Annotated in this window: 17 protein-coding genes and 2 tRNA genes; 7 read left to right on the top strand and 12 right to left on the bottom strand. The window is 71.3% G+C overall.

The genetic code is table 11. The features are described from left to right. Positions 1 to 3: 3 nt before the first annotated feature. The 5 genes from clpX to ACFY3N_RS05680 all read right to left on the bottom strand — a co-directional run bounded on the left by clpX (position 4) and on the right by ACFY3N_RS05680 (position 4,901). Entirely contained in the window at positions 4 to 1,290 is a 1,287-nt protein-coding gene (gene clpX / locus ACFY3N_RS05700; protein ID WP_390815355.1) for an ATP-dependent Clp protease ATP-binding subunit ClpX, read from the bottom strand. Positions 1,291 to 1,471: 181 nt separating this feature from the next. Beyond that, positions 1,472 to 2,164: an ATP-dependent Clp protease proteolytic subunit gene (locus ACFY3N_RS05695; protein ID WP_053635736.1), complete on the bottom strand. Its 693-nt coding sequence runs from the start codon at positions 2,162 to 2,164 to the stop codon at positions 1,472 to 1,474. Between the two features lie 110 nt (positions 2,165 to 2,274). Further along, entirely contained in the window at positions 2,275 to 2,880 is a 606-nt protein-coding gene (locus ACFY3N_RS05690) for an ATP-dependent Clp protease proteolytic subunit (protein WP_390815563.1), read from the bottom strand. Positions 2,881 to 3,256: 376 nt separating this feature from the next. Next, complete coding sequence (tig, locus tag ACFY3N_RS05685) at positions 3,257 to 4,660, bottom strand: trigger factor (protein WP_390815354.1); 1,404 nt, start codon at positions 4,658 to 4,660, stop codon at positions 3,257 to 3,259. A 164-nt stretch (positions 4,661 to 4,824) separates the two neighbouring features. After that, positions 4,825 to 4,901: transfer RNA gene (locus ACFY3N_RS05680), tRNA-Pro, on the bottom strand. Positions 4,902 to 5,066: 165 nt separating this feature from the next. On the opposite strand from ACFY3N_RS05680, the gene ACFY3N_RS05675 reads away from it, so the two are divergent. Next, positions 5,067 to 5,140 (top strand) — tRNA-Gly (locus ACFY3N_RS05675). A gap of 85 nt (positions 5,141 to 5,225) precedes the next feature. Here the strand turns inward: ACFY3N_RS05675 and ACFY3N_RS05670 are convergent. Next, positions 5,226 to 5,420, bottom strand: a complete 195-nt coding sequence (locus tag ACFY3N_RS05670; RefSeq protein ID WP_390815353.1) for a hypothetical protein — start codon at positions 5,418 to 5,420, stop codon at positions 5,226 to 5,228. A gap of 625 nt (positions 5,421 to 6,045) precedes the next feature. On the opposite strand from ACFY3N_RS05670, the gene ACFY3N_RS05665 reads away from it, so the two are divergent. Next, positions 6,046 to 7,233 (top strand): acyltransferase family protein, encoded by a 1,188-nt coding sequence (locus ACFY3N_RS05665; protein WP_390815352.1) that lies wholly within the window; start codon positions 6,046 to 6,048, stop codon positions 7,231 to 7,233. Here ACFY3N_RS05665 and ACFY3N_RS05660 read toward each other — a convergent pair. Together ACFY3N_RS05660 and ACFY3N_RS05655 are read right to left on the bottom strand one after the other, a co-directional pair. Beyond that, on the bottom strand, positions 7,230 to 7,694 hold the full coding sequence (locus ACFY3N_RS05660) for an HD domain-containing protein (RefSeq protein WP_390815351.1): 465 nt from the start codon (positions 7,692 to 7,694) through the stop codon (positions 7,230 to 7,232). The genes ACFY3N_RS05665 and ACFY3N_RS05660 overlap by 4 nt on opposite strands. 18 nt (positions 7,695 to 7,712) lie before the next feature. Then, complete coding sequence (locus ACFY3N_RS05655; RefSeq protein ID WP_390815350.1) at positions 7,713 to 8,891, bottom strand: PP2C family protein-serine/threonine phosphatase; 1,179 nt, start codon at positions 8,889 to 8,891, stop codon at positions 7,713 to 7,715. A 162-nt stretch (positions 8,892 to 9,053) separates the two neighbouring features. On the opposite strand from ACFY3N_RS05655, the gene ACFY3N_RS05650 reads away from it, so the two are divergent. Further along, the gene (locus ACFY3N_RS05650) at positions 9,054 to 10,304 is read left to right on the top strand and encodes a GNAT family N-acetyltransferase (RefSeq protein ID WP_390815349.1); all 1,251 of its coding nucleotides are present in this window, start codon (positions 9,054 to 9,056) and stop codon (positions 10,302 to 10,304) included. Positions 10,305 to 10,307: 3 nt separating this feature from the next. On the opposite strand, the gene ACFY3N_RS05645 is transcribed toward ACFY3N_RS05650, so the two are convergent. Further along, the gene (locus tag ACFY3N_RS05645; RefSeq protein WP_390815348.1) at positions 10,308 to 11,129 is read right to left on the bottom strand and encodes an Fpg/Nei family DNA glycosylase; all 822 of its coding nucleotides are present in this window, start codon (positions 11,127 to 11,129) and stop codon (positions 10,308 to 10,310) included. 95 nt (positions 11,130 to 11,224) lie between these two features. Then, positions 11,225 to 11,710 carry a ribose-5-phosphate isomerase gene (locus tag ACFY3N_RS05640; protein ID WP_390815347.1) on the bottom strand — a complete coding sequence of 162 codons (486 nt, stop codon included), beginning with the start codon at positions 11,708 to 11,710 and terminating at the stop codon, positions 11,225 to 11,227. A gap of 205 nt (positions 11,711 to 11,915) precedes the next feature. Here ACFY3N_RS05640 and ACFY3N_RS05635 point away from each other — a divergent pair, with 205 nt between their 5' ends. Continuing rightward, the gene (locus ACFY3N_RS05635) at positions 11,916 to 13,391 is read left to right on the top strand and encodes an amino acid permease (protein ID WP_390815346.1); all 1,476 of its coding nucleotides are present in this window, start codon (positions 11,916 to 11,918) and stop codon (positions 13,389 to 13,391) included. Between the two features lie 78 nt (positions 13,392 to 13,469). Here the strand turns inward: ACFY3N_RS05635 and ACFY3N_RS05630 are convergent, their stop codons facing one another. Then, a complete protein-coding gene (locus ACFY3N_RS05630; protein ID WP_390815345.1) occupies positions 13,470 to 14,054 on the bottom strand; it encodes a biotin transporter BioY in 585 nt (194 codons plus the stop codon). A gap of 382 nt (positions 14,055 to 14,436) precedes the next feature. Here ACFY3N_RS05630 and ACFY3N_RS05625 point away from each other — a divergent pair, with 382 nt between their 5' ends. After that, positions 14,437 to 15,855 carry an amino acid permease gene (locus ACFY3N_RS05625; RefSeq protein ID WP_390815344.1) on the top strand — a complete coding sequence of 473 codons (1,419 nt, stop codon included), beginning with the start codon at positions 14,437 to 14,439 and terminating at the stop codon, positions 15,853 to 15,855. A gap of 231 nt (positions 15,856 to 16,086) precedes the next feature. Beyond that, on the top strand, positions 16,087 to 16,329 hold the full coding sequence (locus ACFY3N_RS05620) for a hypothetical protein (protein WP_390815343.1): 243 nt from the start codon (positions 16,087 to 16,089) through the stop codon (positions 16,327 to 16,329). Between the two features lie 3 nt (positions 16,330 to 16,332). On the opposite strand, the gene ACFY3N_RS05615 is transcribed toward ACFY3N_RS05620, so the two are convergent. Continuing rightward, positions 16,333 to 16,980 carry a DsbA family protein gene (locus ACFY3N_RS05615; RefSeq protein ID WP_390815342.1) on the bottom strand — a complete coding sequence of 216 codons (648 nt, stop codon included), beginning with the start codon at positions 16,978 to 16,980 and terminating at the stop codon, positions 16,333 to 16,335. 139 nt (positions 16,981 to 17,119) lie between these two features. On the opposite strand from ACFY3N_RS05615, the gene pepN reads away from it, so the two are divergent. Beyond that, positions 17,120 to 19,702: an aminopeptidase N gene (gene pepN, locus ACFY3N_RS05610; protein ID WP_390815341.1), complete on the top strand. Its 2,583-nt coding sequence runs from the start codon at positions 17,120 to 17,122 to the stop codon at positions 19,700 to 19,702. Positions 19,703 to 19,825 lie beyond the last annotated feature (123 nt).

Raw genomic sequence — 19,825 nt, 5'->3', positions numbered from 1 at the left:
TCGTCAGGCCGTCTTCTGCTCCCCCGGCCCCCGGCCGCGGGCGTCGCGCGGGATGAGGGTGGGGTTGACGTTGGAGAGGACCACGTCGGCCGTGATGACCACGCGGGCGACGTCCTTGCGGGACGGGACCTCGTACATCACGCCCTGGAGGACCTCCTCCATGATGGCGCGCAGGCCGCGCGCGCCGGTCTGGCGGAGGATGGCCTGGTCGGCGATGGCCTCCAGCGCCTCGCGCTCGAAGTCCAGCTCCACGCCGTCGAGTTCGAAGAGGCGCTGGTACTGCTTCACCAGCGCGTTGCGCGGCTCGACGAGGATCTGGAGCAGGGCCTCGCGGTCGAGGTTGTGGACGCTCGTGATGACCGGGAGCCGGCCGATGAACTCGGGGATCATGCCGAACTTGACCAGGTCCTCCGGCATGACCTCCTCGAACTGGTCCTTGGACTCCCTCTCCCGCTTGGAGCGGATCGTCGCGCCGAAGCCGATGCCCTTGGCGCCGGCCCGGCCCTCGATGATCTTCTCCAGTCCGGCGAAGGCGCCGCCCACGATGAACAGCACGTTCGTCGTGTCGATCTGGATGAACTCCTGGTGCGGGTGCTTGCGGCCGCCCTGCGGCGGGACCGAGGCCGTGGTGCCCTCGAGGATCTTCAGCAGGGCCTGCTGCACGCCCTCGCCGCTGACGTCACGGGTGATCGACGGGTTCTCGCTCTTGCGGGCGACCTTGTCGATCTCGTCGATGTAGATGATCCCGGTCTCGGCCTTCTTGACGTCGTAGTCGGCCGCCTGGATCAGCTTCAGCAGGATGTTCTCGACGTCCTCGCCGACGTAGCCCGCCTCGGTGAGCGCCGTGGCGTCGGCGATCGCGAACGGGACGTTCAGCATGCGGGCCAGGGTCTGCGCCAGCAGGGTCTTGCCGGAGCCCGTGGGGCCCAGCAGGAGGATGTTGGACTTCGCCAGCTCGATGGCGTCGTCACGGCCCTGCGCGCCGCCGTTCTCGCCGGCCTGGACGCGCTTGTAGTGGTTGTACACGGCGACGGAGAGGGCCTTCTTGGCCGCCTCCTGCCCCACCACGTACCCCTCGAGGAACTCGTAGATCTCGCGGGGCTTCGGGAGCTCCTCCCAGCGGACCTCGCTGGTCTCCGCGAGCTCTTCCTCGATGATCTCGTTGCAGAGATCGATGCACTCGTCGCAGATGTACACACCGGGCCCTGCGATGAGCTTCTTGACCTGCTTCTGGCTCTTGCCGCAGAACGAGCACTTGAGCAGATCGCCGCCGTCACCGATGCGTGCCACGGTGTGCTTCCCCTTCGCCTGGGAGACGCGGACGCAGGCGTCCGGCGGCTCCTGGTGCTGCCTTATGTCCGACGGTACCTTGCCGAGCCCCCCGTCCGGGCCCCCCTTGGCACGGTTCACTTTGACGTGGACCGTGCCAAACCGTGCCAAGGGGCGGCAGACGTTACACCCCCGCCCCGCCTCAGCGCAGGCTGGAGTTGTCCATCTTCCGGGTGGTGATGATCTGGTCGATCAGGCCGTACTCCAGCGCGTCCTCGGCCGTGAGGATCTTGTCGCGCTCGATGTCCTCGCGGATCTTGTCGAGGGGCCGGGTGGAGTGCTTGGCCAGCATCTCCTCGAGCTGGCTCCGCATCCGGAGGATCTCGTTGGCGGCGATCTCCAGGTCGGAGACCTGACCGCGGCCGGTCTCGCTGTACGGCTGGTGGATCAGCACGCGCGCGTTCGGCAGCGCCATGCGCTTGCCGGGCGTGCCGGCGGCCAGCAGGACGGCGGCGGCGGAGGCCGCCTGGCCCATGCAGACCGTCTGGATGTCCGGCTTCACGTACTGCATCGTGTCGTAGATCGCCGTGAGCGCGGTGAAGGAGCCGCCGGGGCTGTTGATGTAGACCGAGATGTCCCGGTCGGGGTCCATCGACTCCAGGCACAGCAGCTGCGCCATGACGTCGTTGGCGGAGGCGTCGTCGATCTGGACGCCGAGGAAGATCACGCGCTCCTCGAAGAGCTTCGCGTACGGGTCGTACTCGCGGATGCCCTGGGAGGTGCGCTCCACGAAGCGCGGGATGACGTAGCGGGACTCGGCCGAGGGGCCGGTGTACCGGCCTTCGGAGGCGGCGGGCGTGCGGTCGTACAGGCCGCTGCCGGGGAAGCTGTTCACGGTGTCTCCTGAAAGGGGCTGAGGCGGTCGGCTGGGGCTGCTGGGGCTTGTTCGGCCGGGCCCGGGGGCCCGGGGGCGCGCACGGGGCCGCAAGGGCTCCGTGCGGCCGCTCAGGCCCCGGTGCCGCCGCCGCCCGGCATACCGGCGGCCGTGGCGATCACGTCGTCGATGAGGCCGTACTCCTTGGCCTCGAAGGCGTCGAACCAGCGGTCACGGTCGGAGTCGCGGGTGATCTGCTCGACCGTCTGGCCGGTGTGCTGGGACGTCAGCTCGGCCATGCGCTTCTTGGTGTGCAGCAGCCGCTCGGCGTGGATCTTGATGTCCGAGGCCGAGCCGGCGAGGCCGGCGGACGGCTGGTGGATCAGGATCTCGGCGTTCGGCAGCGCGAACCGCTTGCCGGGGGTGCCGGCGCTCAGCAGGAACTGGCCCATGGAGGCCGCCAGGCCCATGGCGATCGTCACCACGTCGTTCTTGATGTACTGCATGGTGTCGTAGATCGCCATGCCGGCCGTGATGGAGCCGCCGGGGCTGTTGATGTACAGGTAGATGTCCTTCTCCGGGTCGGAGGCAAGGAGCAGCAGCTGTGCGGTGATCTTGTTGGCAATGTCGTCGTCGACCGGCTGGCCGAGGAAGATGATCCGCTCGCCGAGCAGCCGGTTGTAGACCTGGTCGCCGAGGCCACCACCGATGGAGGGCTCGCCGGCGGCGGAGGGCATCAGATTCGTCACGTATCCACCTGCTCGTCTTACGACGGCGCCGGGCCGTCTCACGTTTCCCTGCGGGGGGCCTCCGGCGGTTTCGCCGTGGTATTCCGGCCCCGTATTCATGGACCCTAACGCGGTGGCTCCGCCGGGGAATCCCGGTAACCGGGGTGTTCGCCGGGGGCGTAGAGGGGTGTACTCGGCGGCGGGCTCCGCGGGAGCGCCGGGGGCCTTCCCGCCGTGGCGGCCCGTGCGCGTCGGGCGGCCGCGGGCCGTCCGTGGTCCCCCGCGCGGTTCCCCGCGCCCCCCGGGGGCCGTCCCGCCGGACGGCGAAGGGCCCCGGTGCGATCCTCCGGGGCCCTTCGTACGTCGGTCGTGCGTGACGCGAGGGTCAGCCCTCGGTCTTCTCCTCGGCGGGGGCCTGGGCGGCCTCGGCCTCGGCCGGCTCGGTGGTCTCGGCAGCCTCGGCGGCCTCGTCCTCCTCCTCGTCCTCGAGGTCGACGATCTCGCCGTTGGTGTCCTTGACCGTGGCCTTCTCGACCACGGAGGCCAGGGCCTTGCCGCGGGCGACCTCGCCGACGAGGAGCGGGACCTGGCCCTGCTCGACGACGGCCTGGGCGAACTGGTCGGGGGACATGCCGGAGGAGGCGGCGCGCCGCATGAGGTGCTCGGTGAGCTCCTCCTGGTTGACGTTGAGCTTCTCCTGCTTGACGAGCTCGTCGAGCACGAACTGGGTCTTGATGCCCTTGACCGCGGCCTCGCGGGTCTCGGTCTCGAACTCCTCCTCGGTCTTGCCCTGGATCTCCAGGTACTTCGCGAGGTCGAGGCCCATCTGGCCGAGCTGGTGGTGCTCGAGGTTGTGCTTGCGGGTGTTGATCTCGTCCTCGAGCAGCTTCTCGGGGACCGGGACCTCGACCAGCTCGAGCAGCTTCTCCAGGACGCGCTCCTGGGCCTGCGTGGCCTGGTCGTACTGCTTCATGTTCTCCAGGCGCTTGCGGCTGTCCGCCTTCAGCTCCTCGAGGGTGTCGAACTCGGACGCGAGCTGCGCGAACTCGTCGTCCAGCTCCGGCAGCTCACGGGCGGCGACCTGGGACACCTTGACGGTGACCTCGGCCTCCTTGCCGGCCGCCGAGCCGCCCTTGAGCTCGGAGGTGAAGGTGGCCTCGCCACCGGCCTCCAGGCCCTTCACGGCGTCGTCGATGCCGTCCAGCAGCTCGCCGGAGCCGATGGTGTACGACACGCCGTTGGCGACGCCGTCCTCGAGGACCTCGCCGTCGACCTTGGCCTCCAGGTCGATGGTGACGACGTCGCCCTCCTCGGCGGCGCGCTCCACCGGGGAGGTGGAGGCGAAGCGCTCGCGGAGCTGCTCGACCGACTTCTCGACGTCCTCGTCGGTGACCTCGACGGCGTCGACCTCGACCTCGATGCCGGAGTAGTCCGGGATCTCGATGGCCGGGCGGATGTCGACCTCGGCGGTGAAGTTCAGCGTCTCGCCGTCCTTCAGCTCCGTGATGTCGACCTCGGGCTGGCCCAGCGGGCTCAGCTCGGCCTCGTTGACCGCGTCGGTGTAGAACTTCGGGAGGGCGTCGTTGACGGCCTCCTCCAGCACCGCACCGCGGCCGAAGCGCTGGTCGATGACCCGGGCCGGGACCTTGCCCTTGCGGAAGCCCTTCACCGTGACCTGCTGGTTGATCTTCTTGTACGCCGCGTCGAGGCTGTCCTTGAGCTCCTCGAAGGGCACCTCGACAGTGAGCCGAACCCGGGTCGGGTTCAGGGTCTCCACGGCGCTCTTCACGGTTCGGTCTCCTTGTGGCTGACTTCTCGGGTTCTGCCGGGACCAGAGCGGCCCGGCCGATTCGCCGCCCGGAGGACTTCAGAGACACACGGGCGTGCAGCTTGCATAGTAACGGCAGCGGCTACGGCACCCAAAAGGCGATCACCGGTGCGTGAGCAGGTGGCTGGTCGGGGTGGCGGGATTTGAACCCACGGCCTTCCGCTCCCAAAGCGGACGCGCTACCAAGCTGCGCCACACCCCGTCTGGTGCGACACGTAGGGTACATGCACCCGGGCGAAACGGCCGCCGTATTCCACGGGCGCGGTGCGGCGCCGGGGGCGGCCCGGAAACGGGGTGTGCGACGAGGGCGCACGACCCGCTACGATGCCTGTCAGTGCCGCGGTCGCCGACGTGCGGCGCGTTCCGTGCGGGCGTAGCTCAATGGTAGAGCCCTAGTCTTCCAAACTAGCTACGCGGGTTCGATTCCCGTCGCCCGCTCCATACGGCTCAGGGCCGGACCGGAGACCTCTCTCCGGTCCGGCCCTGAGGCGTTTCCGCGGATCGTCTCCGCGCGGGGCGGGCGGGGTCAGAAGCTGATGGAGTTGATCGTCTCCGCTATCGAGTCCAGGAACCGCTGGATGTCGTCGGCCATGCCGGTGGAGGCGAGGAAGAAGCCGAAGAGGATCGCGACGATCGCCGGCCCGGCCTTGATGGAGCCGCTCCTCATCAGCACCACCAGGATGATCGCCAACAGGAGCACCACGGACAGTGAAATGGCCACAACTGATCACACCCTCGGTCGGTTCCGCTTCCCCGGCCCGGGCGACGCGACCCCGCGCACCCCGCCAGAACCATCGTGCCACCAACACGGCCGCCCTATGCGACGGCTGACGCATTATCCGTCCCGGCGCGGCCGGCCCCGCGCGCACGCGGCCGTCCGGGCGGGCCAACGGCATTGCGCCGCACGGCAATTCGAAAGAACACCCGCACAGGGAATTCAACCGGATCATTTCCGTCTTCACACAACGCGTTCGCAGCTCATTCGAATTGCCGTCGCAGGTGTCCCAACGGGCCCGGGAGCAAGACGGGAAAGACGTGCCGAAGCCGGACATATCACCGGAGTCGCCTGCCGGTCCCATGCGGGGATCAGTCCGGAACAATCATGACAAGAGCGGCCCGCACGACGGCCAAGCCGCTCGCCCGCGGAGCGTGTTGACCATCACGCCGGCCGCGTCGCACGCTTTCCCCGATCCGGGGTACCCGAGCCGAATACCAGGAACGACGTCGGGCGTTTTACGAAATCCCGCGGACAACGCTAGGGTGCCTCAGATGTTCCACGCTGCCTCGTCCCCCGCAAGCGCAGCGAGCTCACCGATCGACTCCCCGAGTTCCCGCCGGGAGGGTCAGTGACGGACTCGCAGCGACCGTACGGCAACCGCAGGACGCCCCTCCCCCCGGCACGGTCACCGGCACCCGGGGTGCCGAGTCCGCGCACGAAGAGCCCGGGCGGCGACCGGCCGGCGCCGTCCGGAAGGCAGCGCGACGCGTTCTTCGACAACGCCAAGTACCTGGCGATCGTGCTGGTGGCGGTCGGCCACGCCTGGGAGCCCCTCAAGGGCGACAGCCGGGTCCTGGAGGCGGCGTACACGGTCGTGTACTCGTTCCACATGCCGGCCTTCATCATCATCTCCGGCTTCTTCTCGCGCAGCTTCGACATGCGGCCCGACCGGCTGCGCCGGCTGATCACCGGCGTCGCCGTGCCGTACCTCGTGTTCGAGACCGCCTACCCCCTGTTCAGGCGGGTCGTCGACAACGCCCCCGAGCAGGAGATCAGCCTGCTCGACCCCTGGTACCTGACCTGGTTCCTGGTCGCGCTGTTCGTGTGGCGGCTGACCACGCCGATCTGGAACGCGGTGCGGCACCCGCTGCCGCTGGCCCTCGGCATCGCCGTGCTGGCCAGTGTCACCCCCGGGATCGGCGACGACCTCGACCTGCAGCGCGTGCTGCAGTTCCTGCCGTACTTCGTGCTCGGTCTGTGCATGAAGCCGGAGCACTTCCACCGGGTGCGCCGCCGGTCGGTACGGATCGCGGCGGTGCCGGTGTTCGCGGCGGCGCTGGCCTTCGGCTGGTGGGCGGTGCCGCGGATGAACACCGCGTGGTTCTACCACCGTGACGCCGCGCAGGAGCTGGGCGCGCCCTGGTGGACCGGCCCGGTCATGGTGTTCGCCATGTTCGGCTGCTCGCTGCTGCTGACCGCCTGCTTCTTCGCCTGGGTGCCGGGCCGCCGCATGTGGTTCACGGCGCTCGGCGCGGGCACGCTGTACGGCTATCTGCTGCACGGCTTCGTGGTGAAGGCCGGCGACTACCGGGGCTGGTTCGATCACTCCGTGCTGCACCGGCCGCTCGGCGAGATCGCCGTGAGCGTCCTGGCGGCGGCCATGGTGACGCTGCTGTGCACCGCCCCCGTGCGGCGGGTCTTCCGGTGCGTGATGGAACCGAGGATGGAGTGGGCGTTCAAGCGGGACGCCGCCGAGGCGGCCCGCGCACGCGAGCGGGCGGAGCGGCGGGAGACCCGCGAGAAGGTCTCCGCCTAGCTCCCGTCCCCCACCAGACCGAGAAGGGCGCGCATCCGCGCGTACTTCTCGGTCAGCCGTGCGCGGGTGGGCCCGTCCAGCACGGCGAGGCGGGCCGGGTCGGCGTTGTGCGCCAGGTCCGCCTCCTTCACCAGCAGCGCTCCGGGGGTGGCGAGGATCCGGGCCGCGTACGCCTCGGAGGGCTCCCCGGACCGTTTGGTCAGCGCGAGGACGATGTCCTTGGTCCGCCGGGTCAGCGCGGCCCCCTCGAGCCACTGCTCCGTGAGCCTGTCGTCCTCGACGGCGTCGTGCAGCCAGGCCGCCGCGATCTGCTCCTCGTCGCCGCCGCGCGCCCGCACCCCCTCGGCGACGGCCCGGAGGTGCTCGGCGTAGGGCCGGCCCGCCTTGTCGGTCTGGCCGGCGTGCGCGGCGCGGGCGGTGGCCTCGACCCGGTCCGGGGTCAGCGGTGTCGTCTCGGTCACCCGTCCAGTGTGCAGGGGTCAGCGGGCCGCCGCGGCCGTCGGACCCTCCCGGCAGATGAGCAGCAGCGCCCGGTCGTCGTTGACGTCCTTGGCGACCGCCTCGATGAGGTGCCAGGCGGCGCCGTGGAAGCCGCCGGCGACATAGCGGTCGGCCTCGCCGGTGAGGCGGTCGATGCCCTCCACGATGTCCCGGTCGGAGGTCTCCACCAGACCGTCCGTGAACAGCATCAGCACGTCCCCGGGGCGCAGTGAGCCCTTCACCGAGTCGAACTGGGCGCCGTCGTACACGCCCAGCAGCGGGCCGTCGGCCGCCTTCTCCTCCCAGCGGCCGCTGCCCGCGCTGAGCTGGAGGCCCGGCGGGTGCCCGGCGGAGTAGAGCTCGTAGTCGCCGGAGTCCAGGTCGAGCACCAGGTGGATGGAGGTGGCGAAGCCCTCGTCCCAGTCCTGGCGCAGCAGGTAGCCGTTGGCGGCGGGGAGGAAGGCGTGCGGCGGGAGGCTGCCGAGGAGACCGCCGAAGGCACCGGAGAGCAGCAGGGCGCGCGAAGCGGCGTCCATGCCCTTGCCGGAGACGTCGGTGAGCACGACCTCCAGCGTGCGTCCGCCGTTGGTGCGGGCCGCGACCACGAAGTCGCCCGAGAAGGACTGTCCGCCCGCCGGGCGCAGGGCCATCTCGCGGTGCCAGCCGTCGGGGAGCTTCGGCAGCTTGCTCTGCACCCGGATGCGTTCGCGCAGGTCGAACAGCATGGTGCCGCCGCGCCGCCAGGGCACGCCCACCCGGCTGCGGAACTGGGCGACGAGCAGCCCGAAGAAGCCGCAGGCGGCGACGGTGAGGACCACCCCCGGGGTGACCCGGGCCGCGCCCTCGGTGTAGGGGCCGAGCCACACCGACTCCACGATCAGCGCGGTCGCCGCGGCGGCGTACAGGCCGAGCAGGCTCGCCGGGCGCAGCAGCAGGCCGCCGGCGACGATCGGGACGACCAGCGCGGACGGCGCGCACCACACGGAGTTGGCGAGTGTCCCGGCCGCGATCAGCGGGACGGTGAGGAGCAGTCCGGCGAGCGCGACCCAGTCGGAGCCGTCCCCGCGGAAGTAGTCGACCGCGCTCCGGCGCATGCCGACGCGGGCCCGGTGCCACTGCTTCTTCAACCGGGCCGTGAACGTGTCGGCTTCCGCGCGCCGCTCTCGTCCTGCTGCCATTAGTTCGGGACCCTATCCATCGGACCGGCCACTTGGCACGGGAGGTCCTGGTTGTCCCCTTGTCGGGGACGGACTTCACAGTGAACTTCACCGGACGCCGTCGTGGGGCCGCGCGGGAGAAATTTCCTCGCCCGTCCCGAACGGCCCTGGTAGGCATGACCCATGGCGAACGAACAAGCGGGCCCCGCAATCGGACTTCGAGTGCTGCGACCGGATGATTGGGACAAGTGGTACGCGAACCTGATCCGTGCGTTCGGCGGCGGCGAGGAGGCGGACGAGGAACGCGAGCTGTGGAACGCGCTCACCGAGCACGACCGTTTCCTGGGGGCCTGGGACGGCGACGAGTGCGTGGGGACGGCGGGCGCGTTCTCGTTCCGGCTGACCGTGCCCGGCGGTGACCCGGTGCCGGCCGCGGGCATCACGGGCGTCGGCGTGGCCGCCACGCACCGGCGGCGCGGCCTGCTGCGGGCGATGATGCGGCGCCAGCTGGACGACGTCCGGTCCTGGGGCGAGCCGCTGGCGGTGCTCACCGCGTCCGAGCCGGCGATCTACGGCCGGTTCGGGTACGGGGCGGCCGCGTTCCAGCTGAACGCCGAGATCGACACGAGCCGTACGGTTCTGTCGGTCCCGCCCGGCACGGACGGCGTACGGGTGCGGTACGCGGCGCCCGCCGACGTGCTCGACGCGTGCGAGGCGGTGTACGCCCGGCTCGTGCCGGGCCGGCCGGGGATGCTCGCGCGCCGGCCCGGCTGGGAGCGGCTGGGGACGCTGGATCCGGCGAGCGGCCGGGGCGGGGCGTCGCCGCTGCAGGGCGTCGTCGCCGAACGGGACGGGGAGACCGTCGGGTACGCGTGGTTCCGGGTGAAGACGGAGTACGGTCCGGCGGGGCACGAGGGCTCGGTGGTCCTGAGCGCCCTGGCCGCGCTGGACCCGGCGGCGGACGCCGCGCTGTGGCGGTTCCTGTTCGGCGTCGACCTCACGTCGACGCTGGTGGTGCGGGGCCGGCCGGTCGACGAGGCGTGGCAGTACATGGTGTCCGACATCCGCCGGTGCCGTCCGGAGATACGGGACTCGCTGTACGTACGGCTGGTCGACGTCGGGGCGGCGCTCCGGGCGCGGACGTACCGGGCGCCGGTGGACGTCGTGTTCGCGGTGGAGGACGGCTTCTGCCCCTGGAACACGGGGCGTTGGCGGCTGAGCGGGGACGCGAAGGGCGCCTCCTGCGAGCGTACGGAGGATGCGGCCGATCTCGCCCTCTCCGTCAGGGAGCTGGGCGCGGCGTATCTGGGCGGGGTGAGCCTCACGGCGCTCGCGGCGGCCGGGCGGGTGGACGAGCTGCGGCGGGGCGCGCTGGCGGAGGCGTCCCTGGCGTTCGGGAGCGACCCGGCGCCGTGGCTGCCGCACGGGTTCTGAGCCTCAGCGGCGCTGACAGGCCGGGCACCAGAACAGGTTGCGGGCGGCGAGACCGGCGGTGCGGATCTCGCCGCCGCAGACGTGGCAGGGCAGGCCGGCCCTGCGGTAGACGTACACCTCGCCGCCGTGGTCGTCGACGCGCGGCGGGCGGCCCATGGCCTCCGGGGTGTGTGCGGGGCGGACGGTGTCGATGCGGTTGTTCCGGACGCCCTCGCGCATCAGCGCGACGAGGTCGGCCCAGACGGCGTCCCACTCGGCCGGGGTGATGTCCCGGCCCGCGCGGTACGGGTCGATGCCGTGCCGGAAGAGGACCTCGGCGCGGTAGACGTTGCCCACGCCCGCGATGACCTTCTGGTCCATGAGGAGGGCGGCGATCGTCGTACGGCTGCGGCTGATCCTGCGGTACGCGAGGGCGGGGTCGGCGTCCGGGCGGAGCGGGTCGGGGCCGAGGCGGTCGTGGACCGCCCGCTTCTCGGGGTCGGTGATCAGGGCGCAGGTGGTGGGGCCGCGCAGGTCGACGTACGACAGGTCGTCGGCCACGCGCAGGCGGACGGTGTCCGTGGGCGGGGGCGCCGGGGCCGGGCCGAAGGTGACCTTGCCGAAGAGGCCGAGGTGGATGTGGACCCACTCGGCGGGCTCGGGGTCGCCGAAGCCGAGGAACAGGTGCTTGCCGTGCGCGTCGGTGGTGTGCAGCGGTGTGCGGTCGAGGAGGGCGGCGGCGTCGGCGAACTTGCCCTGGGGGCTGGTGACGCGGAGGAGGGTGCCGGCGGCGAAGGCGGCGGCGTAGTCCTCGGCCAGCCGGTGGATGGTGTGGCCTTCCGGCACGGGGTGTCCTTCCAAGCGTGCGCCCACCGCCCGGCCGGCCGGGCGGCCCGGTTCGCTCCCCCGGGGCCCGTGCCCCGGGGGAAGGCCTGGCGGTGCTACTGCTGCGGGTGGTGTGCGGGGACGGGCGGGAGGTCGCCCGTCGTCTCGTAGGCGGCGAGCATGTCGATCCGGCGGATGTGGCGCTCGTCGCCGGAGAACGGGGTGCTCAGGAAGGTCTCGACGAACTTCGTCGCCTCGTCCCGGGTGTGCATGCGCGCGCCCACCGCGATCACGTTGGCGTCGTTGTGCTGGCGGCCCAGTGCCGCCGTCTCCTCGCTCCACGCCAGGGCCGCCCGTACGCCCTCGACCTTGTTCGCGGCGATCTGCTCGCCGTTGCCGGAGCCGCCGATCACGATGCCGAGGGCGCCCCGGTCCGCGGCGGTCCGCTCGGCGGCGCGGAGGCAGAAGGGCGGGTAGTCGTCCTGGGCGTCGTAGATGTGCGGGCCGCAGTCGACGGCCTCGTGGCCCGCCGCCTCGAGCCACTCGACGAGGTGGTTCTTGAGTTCGTAGCCCGCATGGTCCGAGCCGAGATACACGCGCATGGTCCGAGTGTGACACGGGGGTTCACGGGAAGGCGCGTGGGGTGCCGCTGCCGAAACTGTGAGCAGGATTACAGAACCTCAGGAAAAGCTCGAGTAAAGATTTGAATTCAAAGGTTCCTCGATCCTTCGGCCTCCGTTTCACTGGTCCGACCTGGAGACCCGTACGAAGTGCGGCTCCCCTCACGGCACAAAGGAAATCTGTTCCATGACCTCGCAGCCGACCCTGAAGACAGCCGGAAGCGGGCCCGGAGGCCCCGAGGAGTCCGGCGGCGGCCCCCCGGAGCACGACGCCGGGCTCCAGGCCGGGCTCAAGAACCGCCATCTGTCGATGATCGCCATCGGCGGCGTGATCGGCGCCGGCCTCTTCGTCGGTTCCAGCTCCGGCATCGCGACCGCCGGCCCCGGCATCCTGCTGTCGTACGCCCTCGTCGGCACGCTCGTGGTGCTGGTGATGCGGATGCTCGGTGAGATGTCCGCGGCCAACCCGACGTCCGGGTCCTTCTCCGCGCACGCCGACCGGGCGCTCGGGCCGTGGGCCGGGTTCACGATCGGCTGGCTCTACTGGTTCTTCTGGGTCGTCGTCCTCGCGGTCGAGGCGACCGCCGGCGCGGCGATCCTCGAAGGGTGGATACCGGCCGTTCCGCAGTGGGGCTGGGCGCTCATCGTGATGGTGGTGCTGACCGCCACCAACCTGGTGTCCGTCGGCTCCTACGGCGAGTTCGAGTTCTGGTTCGCCGGGATCAAGGTCGTCGCGATCGCCGCGTTCATCGTCGTCGGCGGGCTGGCCGTCTTCGGGGTGCTGCCCGGAGTCGACAGCGACCGGGCGGGGCTCGCCAACCTCACCGACCACGGCGGCTTCCTGCCGAACGGCGCCGGCGCGATCCTCACCGGCATCCTGCTCGTCGTCTTCTCCTTCATGGGCAGCGAGATCGCCACGCTGGCCGCCGGCGAGTCGGAGGACCCGCAGCGGGCCGTCACCAAGGCCACCAACAGCATCATCTGGCGGATCGGCGTCTTCTACCTCGGCTCGATCTTCGTCGTGGTCTGTCTGCTGCCGTGGGACAGCGAGTCCATCACCGAGGACGGCTCCTACGTCGCCGCGCTGGACTCCCTCGGCATCGCGCACGCCGGTCAGATCATGAACTTCATCGTGCTGACGTCCGTGCTGTCCTGCCTCAACTCCGGCCTCTACACCGCCTCCCGGATGGCCTTCTCGCTGGGGCGGCGCGGGGACGCGCCGAAGGCGTTCGCCCGGACCACGCGCCGGGGCGTGCCGCAGACCGCGATCATCGCGTCGGTGGTCTTCGGGTTCGTCGCCGTCTTCTTCAACTACAAGTTCCCGGACTCCGTCTTCCTCTTCCTCGTCAACTCCTCCGGAGCGGTCGCGCTGTTCGTCTGGCTGGTGATCTGCTTCTCGCAGCTGCGCATGCGGAAGATCATCCAGGCCGAGGCGCCGGAGAAGCTGGTCGTGCGGATGTGGCTGTACCCGTACCTGACGTGGGCCAGCGCCGCGCTGATCGTGTTCGTGCTCGGTTACATGCTGACCGACACCGAGCACGACGGGCGTACGACGATGCTGCTGTCGCTGCTGGTCGCCGCGATCGTGCTCGTCATCGCCTTCGTCAAGCAGCGGGTGGCCGGGCGCCGCGCGGAGGACCGGGACGGGATCCCGGCCGGCTGAGGCACTCGTCCCCACGGCAGGAGGCCCGGTGGGCGCCATGGGGCGCCCACCGGGCCTCCTGCCGCAGCACCCGGGCGGTTACCGCTTGTCGACGAACTTCCAGGCGGTGGGCAGGACCCCCATCGCCAGGGCCGCCTTCAGGGCGTCGCCGAGGAGGAACGGGGTGAGTCCGGCCGCGATCGCGGCGGAGGCGGACATGCCGGTGGCGAGGGCCAGGTAGGGCACGCCGACGGCGTAGACGACCGCCGAGCCGAGCACCATCGTGCCCGCCGTCCGCCAGACGGAACGGTCGGCGCCGCGGCGGGCCAGGGCGCCCACGACGACGGAGGCCAGCAGCATGCCGAGGACGTAGCCGAAGGACGGCATGCCCAGGCCCGACCCGCCCTCCGCGAACCACGGCACGCCGGCCGCGCCCACCAGCGCGTACACCGCGAGGGAGGCGAAGCCGCGGCGGGCGCCGAGGGCGGTGCCGACGAGGAGCGCCGCGAAGGTCTGGCCGGTCACCGGCACCGGGGAGCCGGGGACGGGCACCGCGATCTGGGCGGCGAGGCCGGTGAGCGCGGCGCCGCCGAGCACGAGCGCGGCGTCCCGGACACGGGAGGCCGGGATGAGGTCCGCGAGGACCTGTCCGGATCGGGCGGACGTGACGGTAGCGGTGCTCATGGGGTCTCCGCGGGGTTGGGGACAGTGGGGGACACCGCGACGCTATACCGGCGTCCGCGCGCCGATCACCGTCAGCGGTCGACAAAGGCGCCGCCGCGGACTTGGTGGGCTCCGGACAAAGGACGGGGTGACGAGGGGCGCGAGGTGACACCGGTCACTGAGGTGACGTGGTTTCGCCGACACGCGGTCCGGGAACGGCGGCTGTGGGGATCCACCAAACGGGCCGGGCGACGTCCCGCACCGTGCGACGACCGCCAGGTAACCGGAACATCACCCTCCGCATGACGCGCGTCCACATGCCGGGCGGCCGTCCCCGCACCCGGGGAGGCCACGCAGACTGGGTGGCGTTTTTGCCGTCTCCCGCATTGGACGAGCCGCGCCCATGCCCCGCACCTCCCCCGAGCTCCCGGCTTCACCCGGCCAGGGGGCGTCCCCGGCCGGGACGCCTCCCGAGGCGGACGGCGTCTCCCTCTCGCACGGTCTGGAGCAACGCCATCTGTCGATGATCGCCCTCGGCGGGGTGATCGGCGCCGGGCTGTTCGTCGGCTCCGGGGAGGCCGTCGCCGCCGCCGGCCCGTCCGTCGTCGTCGCCTACGCCCTCTCCGGTCTCCTGGTGATGCTGGTGATGCGGATGCTGGGCGAGATGTCCGCCGCGCACCCGTCGTCGGGCTCCTTCTCGGCGCACGCCGAGCGGGCGTTCGGGCCCTGGGCGGGGTTCACCGTCGGCTGGTCGTTCTGGGTGCTGCTGTGCACGGCGGTCGGCCTGGAGGCCCTCGGCGCCGCGGAGATCGTCACCGGCTGGCTGCCGGGCACGCCCGAGTGGGCGTGGGTGGCGCTGTTCATGGTGGTGTTCTGCGGGACGAACCTCGCGGCGGTGAAGAGGTTCGGCGAGTTCGAGTTCTGGTTCGCGGCCCTCAAGGTCGGCGCGATCTCCCTGTTCCTGGTGCTCGGCGCGCTGGCCGTCGCGGGCGTGCTGCCCGGCACGGACTCCCCGGGCGCCTCCCACCTCACCGACTTCCTCCCCAACGGCGCGGAGGGCCTGGTGATCGGAGTGCTCGCCTCCGTCTTCGCGTACGGCGGCCTGGAGACGGTGACCATCGCGGCGGCCGAGTCACGGGACCCGGTCCGGGGCGTGGCGGGCGCGGTCCGCACGGCGATGTGGCGGATCGCGCTGTTCTACATCGGCTCGATGGCGGTCGTCGTCACCCTGGTCCCGTGGGACTCCCCGGCGGTGGTCGAGGACGGCCCGTACGTCGCCGCCCTGGACCGCCTCGGCATCCCGGGCGCCGACCAGGTGATGAACGCCGTGATCCTGGTCGCGCTGCTGTCCGCGATGAACGCCAACGTCTACGGCGCCTCGCGCATCGGCTACTCGCTGGTGGAGCGCGGGCAGGGCCCGAAGGCGCTCGGCCGGGTGTCGGGCGGGGTGCCGCGGACCGCCGTACTGGCCTCCTCGGTCTTCGGCTTCCTGTGCGTGCTGCTGAGCCGCTGGCGGCCGGACGACGTCTTCGCCTGGCTGCTGAACACCATCGGCGCGGTGATCCTGGTGGTCTGGATCTTCATCGCCGTCTCCCAGCTGCGGCTGCGCCGCCGGCTGGAGCGCGAGGCGCCGGAGCGGCTCGCGGTGCGGATGTGGGCGTTCCCGTGGCTGACCGGGGTGGCGCTGGCCGGCATGGCGGCGGTCCTCGTCCTCATGGCGCGGGAGCCGGGCACACGGGTGCAGCTGTACTCGACGGGCGCGATGACGCTGCTCCTGGCGGCCTGGGGATACGCCCGGCAGCGGGCGCGCGCCCGGGGCTGACGCCCGCCCCCGGCGGTCCCCGCGTGAACACACGGGGACCGTGTCCCGCGCCCGGGGCTCATGGACAGCCCTTTCCGCTGTTGGCGTGCAGGTGCAAGTGGTTCGCAACAAGAGTTCCGCCCCGTGATCGCCTTCTCACCGTTCACCCGGGAGGCGGAAAGAGGGAAGCCCCCGCGAGGACGCGGCTCGCGGGGGCTTCCGGTATGCGGCAATCCGGGCCATGGTTGCGCAATGGCGACACAGCGGACGATGAAGGACTACTGCTGGACCTGCGGCGGGGACCAGCAGCACCGCAGGCTGGACGAGAAGGAGGAGGACTGGCTCAAGGAACGGCTGGGCCGGTCCGGGGTCGGCGAGTTCTGGCTCTGCGTGAACGTGCTCGACCCCGACACCGGGAAGCAGTGCCGCAACCTGCGCACGGGCTTCAACAAGAAGCCGTTCGCCGCGCCGATCAAGGTACCCGTGATCGAGTGACCGTCACAGGTTGCTGAAGTCCGGCCCCTTCGTCCGGGTGCGCTTGATCTCGTAGAAGCCGGGGACGGAGGCCACCGCGAGGGTGCCGTCCCACAGGCGGGCGGCCTCCTCGCCCCGGGGCGCCGGGGTGACGACCGGGCCGAAGAAGGCGATCTCCTCGCCGTCGGGACCGGGGACCGCGATGACCGGGGTGCCGACCTCCTGGCCGACCTTCTCGATGCCCTCCTTGTGGGAGGCGCGCAGCTCGGGCTCGTACGGGGTGGAGTCCCAGTGCTCCATGAGGGACTCGGGCAGGCCGACGTCCTTCAGGGCGGCGGCGACCGTCTCCCGGCCCGGGCCCTCGTCCCGGTTGTGGATGCGGGTGCCGAGCGCGGTGTAGAGGTCGCCGAGCACCTCGGCGCCGTGCTCCTGCTGGGCCGCGATGACCACCCGGACCGGACCCCAGGCCTTGACCTCGAGCATCTCGCGGTACTCCGCGGGGAGCTCGTCGAGCTTGTCCTCGTTGAGGACGGCGAGGCTCATCAGGTGCCAGCGGACCTCGATGTCCCGCACCTTCTCCACCTCCCGCACCCAGCGGGAGGTCATCCAGGCCCAGGGGCACAGGGGGTCGAACCAGAAGTCGACGGGCGTGGCGGGAGACTTGTCCGACATGTCGCTCCTCGAGAGGGGAAAGTGTGTCCGTGGGAACAACGTGGCCGGCCCCGGCCATTCCCGGCTGCCCCGTGTCAGGAGCGCATGGCAGGATCGGTCCTGTTCATCCCTGTCGACGACGCCTTGAGGAGTGCCGCCCGTGCCCGGTGAGAATCTGACCCGCGACGAGGCCCGGGAGCGGGCAGCCCTGCTGTCCGTCGACGGGTACGAGGTGTCCCTGGACCTGCGTTCGGCGGTCGGCGAGCACAGCGGCGAGGGGCCGCGCACCTTCCGCTCCGTCACCACCGTCCGGTTCCGCTGCGCCGAGCCGGGCGCGAGCAGCTTCGCGGACCTGATCGCGCCGGGCGTGACGGCCGTCTCCCTCAACGGGCGGGACCTCGACCCCGGCCAGGTCTTCGACGGCGCGCGGATCGCGCTGGAGGACCTGGCCGCCGAGAACGAACTCGTCGTCGACGCGCAGTGCGCCTACTCCCGCACCGGCGAGGGCCTGCACCGCTTCGTCGACCCCGAGGACGGCGAGGTGTACCTCTACACCCAGTACGAGCCGGCCGACTCCCGTCGCGTCTTCGCGGGCTTCGAGCAGCCCGACCTCAAGGCGCCCTACCGCTTCGAGGTGCGCGCCCCCGAGGGCTGGACGGTGTGGAGCAACGGGTCCGGTGAACTCGCCGACGGGGTGTGGCGGTTCGCGGAGACCAAGCCGATCTCCACGTACATCACGTGCGTGGTGGCCGGCCCGTACCACTACGTGACCGACTCCTACGAGCGGGTCCTCGAGGACGGCACGCGCCTGGAGATCCCGCTCGGCGCGATGTGCCGCAAGGGTCTCGCGCCGCACTTCGACGCCGACGACGTGTTCCTGGTGACCAAGCAGGGCCTGGACTTCTTCCACGACCACTTCGACTACCCGTACCCGTTCGGCAAGTACGACCAGGCCTTCGTGCCCGAGTACAACCTGGGCGCGATGGAGAACCCGGGGATGGTCACCTTCCGGGAGGAGTTCATCTTCCGGGGCAAGGTGACACGGGCGTCGTACGAGGGCCGGGCGAACGTCATCCTGCACGAGATGGCGCACATGTGGTTCGGCGACCTGGTCACCATGGAGTGGTGGGACGACCTGTGGCTGAAGGAGTCCTTCGCGGACTTCATGGGCGCGTTCTCGCTGGTCGGCGCGACCCGCTTCACCGACGGCTGGATCACCTTCGCCAACCGCCGCAAGGCCTGGGCGTACCGCGCGGACCAGCTGCCGTCCACGCACCCGATCACCGCGGACATCCGCGACCTGCAGGACGCCAAGCTCAACTTCGACGGCATCACGTACGCCAAGGGCGCCTCCGTGCTGAAGCAGCTGGTGGCGTACGCCGGTCAGGACGCGTTCCTGGAGGGCGCCAGGCGCTACTTCAAGCGGCACGCGTACGGCAACACCCGGCTGGGTGATCTGCTGTCGGTGCTGGAGGAGACCAGCGGCCGGGACATGGCCGCGTGGTCGCGGTCCTGGCTGCAGACGGCCGGGGTCAACTCCCTCACCCCGCAGGTGCTGTTGCGTGAGGACGGCCGGATCGACGAGCTGGCGATCGTGCAGGAGGCCGCCGAGTCGCACCCCGAGCTGCGCCCGCACCGGGTGGCGGTGGGCCTGTACCGGCGCACGGACGCCGGCACGCTGGAGCGGTACGCGCAGGCCGAGACGGACGTCGAGGGGGCGCGCGCGGTCGTGACGGAGCTGGCGGGCGCGGACGCGCCGGAGCTGGTGCTGGTCAACGACGACGACCTGACGTACTGCAAGACCCGCTTCGACGAGACGTCGCTGGCCACGCTGCGCGAGCACCTGGGCTCGCTGACCGACCCGCTCGCCCGCGCCCTGTGCTGGTCGGCGCTGTGGAACATGACCCGCGACGCGCTGCTGCCGGCCCGGGAGTTCATCGAGCTGGTGCTGCGGTTCGCGGGCCGGGAGTCCGACATCGGCGTACTGCAGATGCTGCACGCGTGGGCCGGGTCCGCCGCGGTGCACTACACCGCGCCCGAGCGGCGGGAGCAGGCCGGCCGCAGGCTCGCCGAAGGCGCCTGCGAGCTGCTGTACGCCGCCGAGGCGGGCAGCGAGCACCAGCTGGCGTGGGCGAGGTTCTTCGCCCACGTGGCCGACGCGCCGGCCGACGTCGAGCTGCTGACCTCGCTGCTGGACGGCACCGTGACCCTGCCGGGCCTGGAGGTGGACCAGGAGCTGCGCTGGGCGTTCCTGGAGCCGCTGGCCGCGCACGGGGCGGCGGACGAGAAGCGGCTGGACGAGGAACTGGCCCGGGACGACACCGCGTCCGGCAAGCGGCACCACGTGCGCTGTCTGGCCGCCCGCCCGTCGGCGGCGGTCAAGGCGCAGTGCTGGGCGCAGGTCGTGGAGTCGGACGCGCTCTCCAACGCGCTGGTGGAGGCCACCATCTCGGGCTTCGCGCAGGCGTCCCAGCGGGAGCTGCTCGCGCCGTACGCGGAGAAGTACTTCGCGGCGATCGAGCGGGTGTGGACCGAGCGGTCGATCCAGATCGGCATGGACGTGGTGCGGGGCCTGTTCCCCTCCCTCCAGGACTCGCGGGCGACGCTGGACGCGACGGACGCGTGGCTGGCGTCCCACCAGGACGCGGCCCCGGCCCTGCGCCGCCTGGTCCTGGAGTCCCGTGACGACCTGGCCCGGGCGCTGCGCGGGCAGGCCTGCGACGCGGCCGCCGCCGGCCGCTGAGGGGCGGCCGGCGGCCCCCGGCCGGGCGTTCCGCCGTCGTTACACCGCACCCGTGACCCCTGGTCCGCCTCCGGACGGACCAGGGGTTTCCGGTATCCGAACACATGTCCTTCAGTACCGGCT

Source organism: Streptomyces sp. NPDC000348, from assembly GCF_042898795.1.
Taxonomy (GTDB): Bacteria; Actinomycetota; Actinomycetes; order Streptomycetales; family Streptomycetaceae; genus Streptomyces.
Note: the sequence above shows the minus strand (reverse complement) of the source record. Positions and strands in the feature narration are given on the sequence as shown.

What these genes read in the sequence shown, in the direction of transcription:
- ACFY3N_RS05690 (WP_390815563.1), bottom strand. Translation starts at nt 2,880, where the DNA reads ATGCCCTCCGCCGCCGGCGAGCCCTCCATCGGTGGTGGCCTCGGCGAC.
- ACFY3N_RS05655 (WP_390815350.1), bottom strand. Translation starts at nt 8,891, where the DNA reads ATGGCAGCAGGACGAGAGCGGCGCGCGGAAGCCGACACGTTCACGGCC.
- ACFY3N_RS05650 (WP_390815349.1), top strand. Translation starts at nt 9,054, where the DNA reads ATGGCGAACGAACAAGCGGGCCCCGCAATCGGACTTCGAGTGCTGCGA.
- ACFY3N_RS05640 (WP_390815347.1), bottom strand. Translation starts at nt 11,710, where the DNA reads ATGCGCGTGTATCTCGGCTCGGACCATGCGGGCTACGAACTCAAGAAC.
- ACFY3N_RS05635 (WP_390815346.1), top strand. Translation starts at nt 11,916, where the DNA reads ATGACCTCGCAGCCGACCCTGAAGACAGCCGGAAGCGGGCCCGGAGGC.
- ACFY3N_RS05630 (WP_390815345.1), bottom strand. Translation starts at nt 14,054, where the DNA reads ATGAGCACCGCTACCGTCACGTCCGCCCGATCCGGACAGGTCCTCGCG.
- ACFY3N_RS05625 (WP_390815344.1), top strand. Translation starts at nt 14,437, where the DNA reads ATGCCCCGCACCTCCCCCGAGCTCCCGGCTTCACCCGGCCAGGGGGCG.
- ACFY3N_RS05620 (WP_390815343.1), top strand. Translation starts at nt 16,087, where the DNA reads ATGGCGACACAGCGGACGATGAAGGACTACTGCTGGACCTGCGGCGGG.
- ACFY3N_RS05615 (WP_390815342.1), bottom strand. Translation starts at nt 16,980, where the DNA reads ATGTCGGACAAGTCTCCCGCCACGCCCGTCGACTTCTGGTTCGACCCC.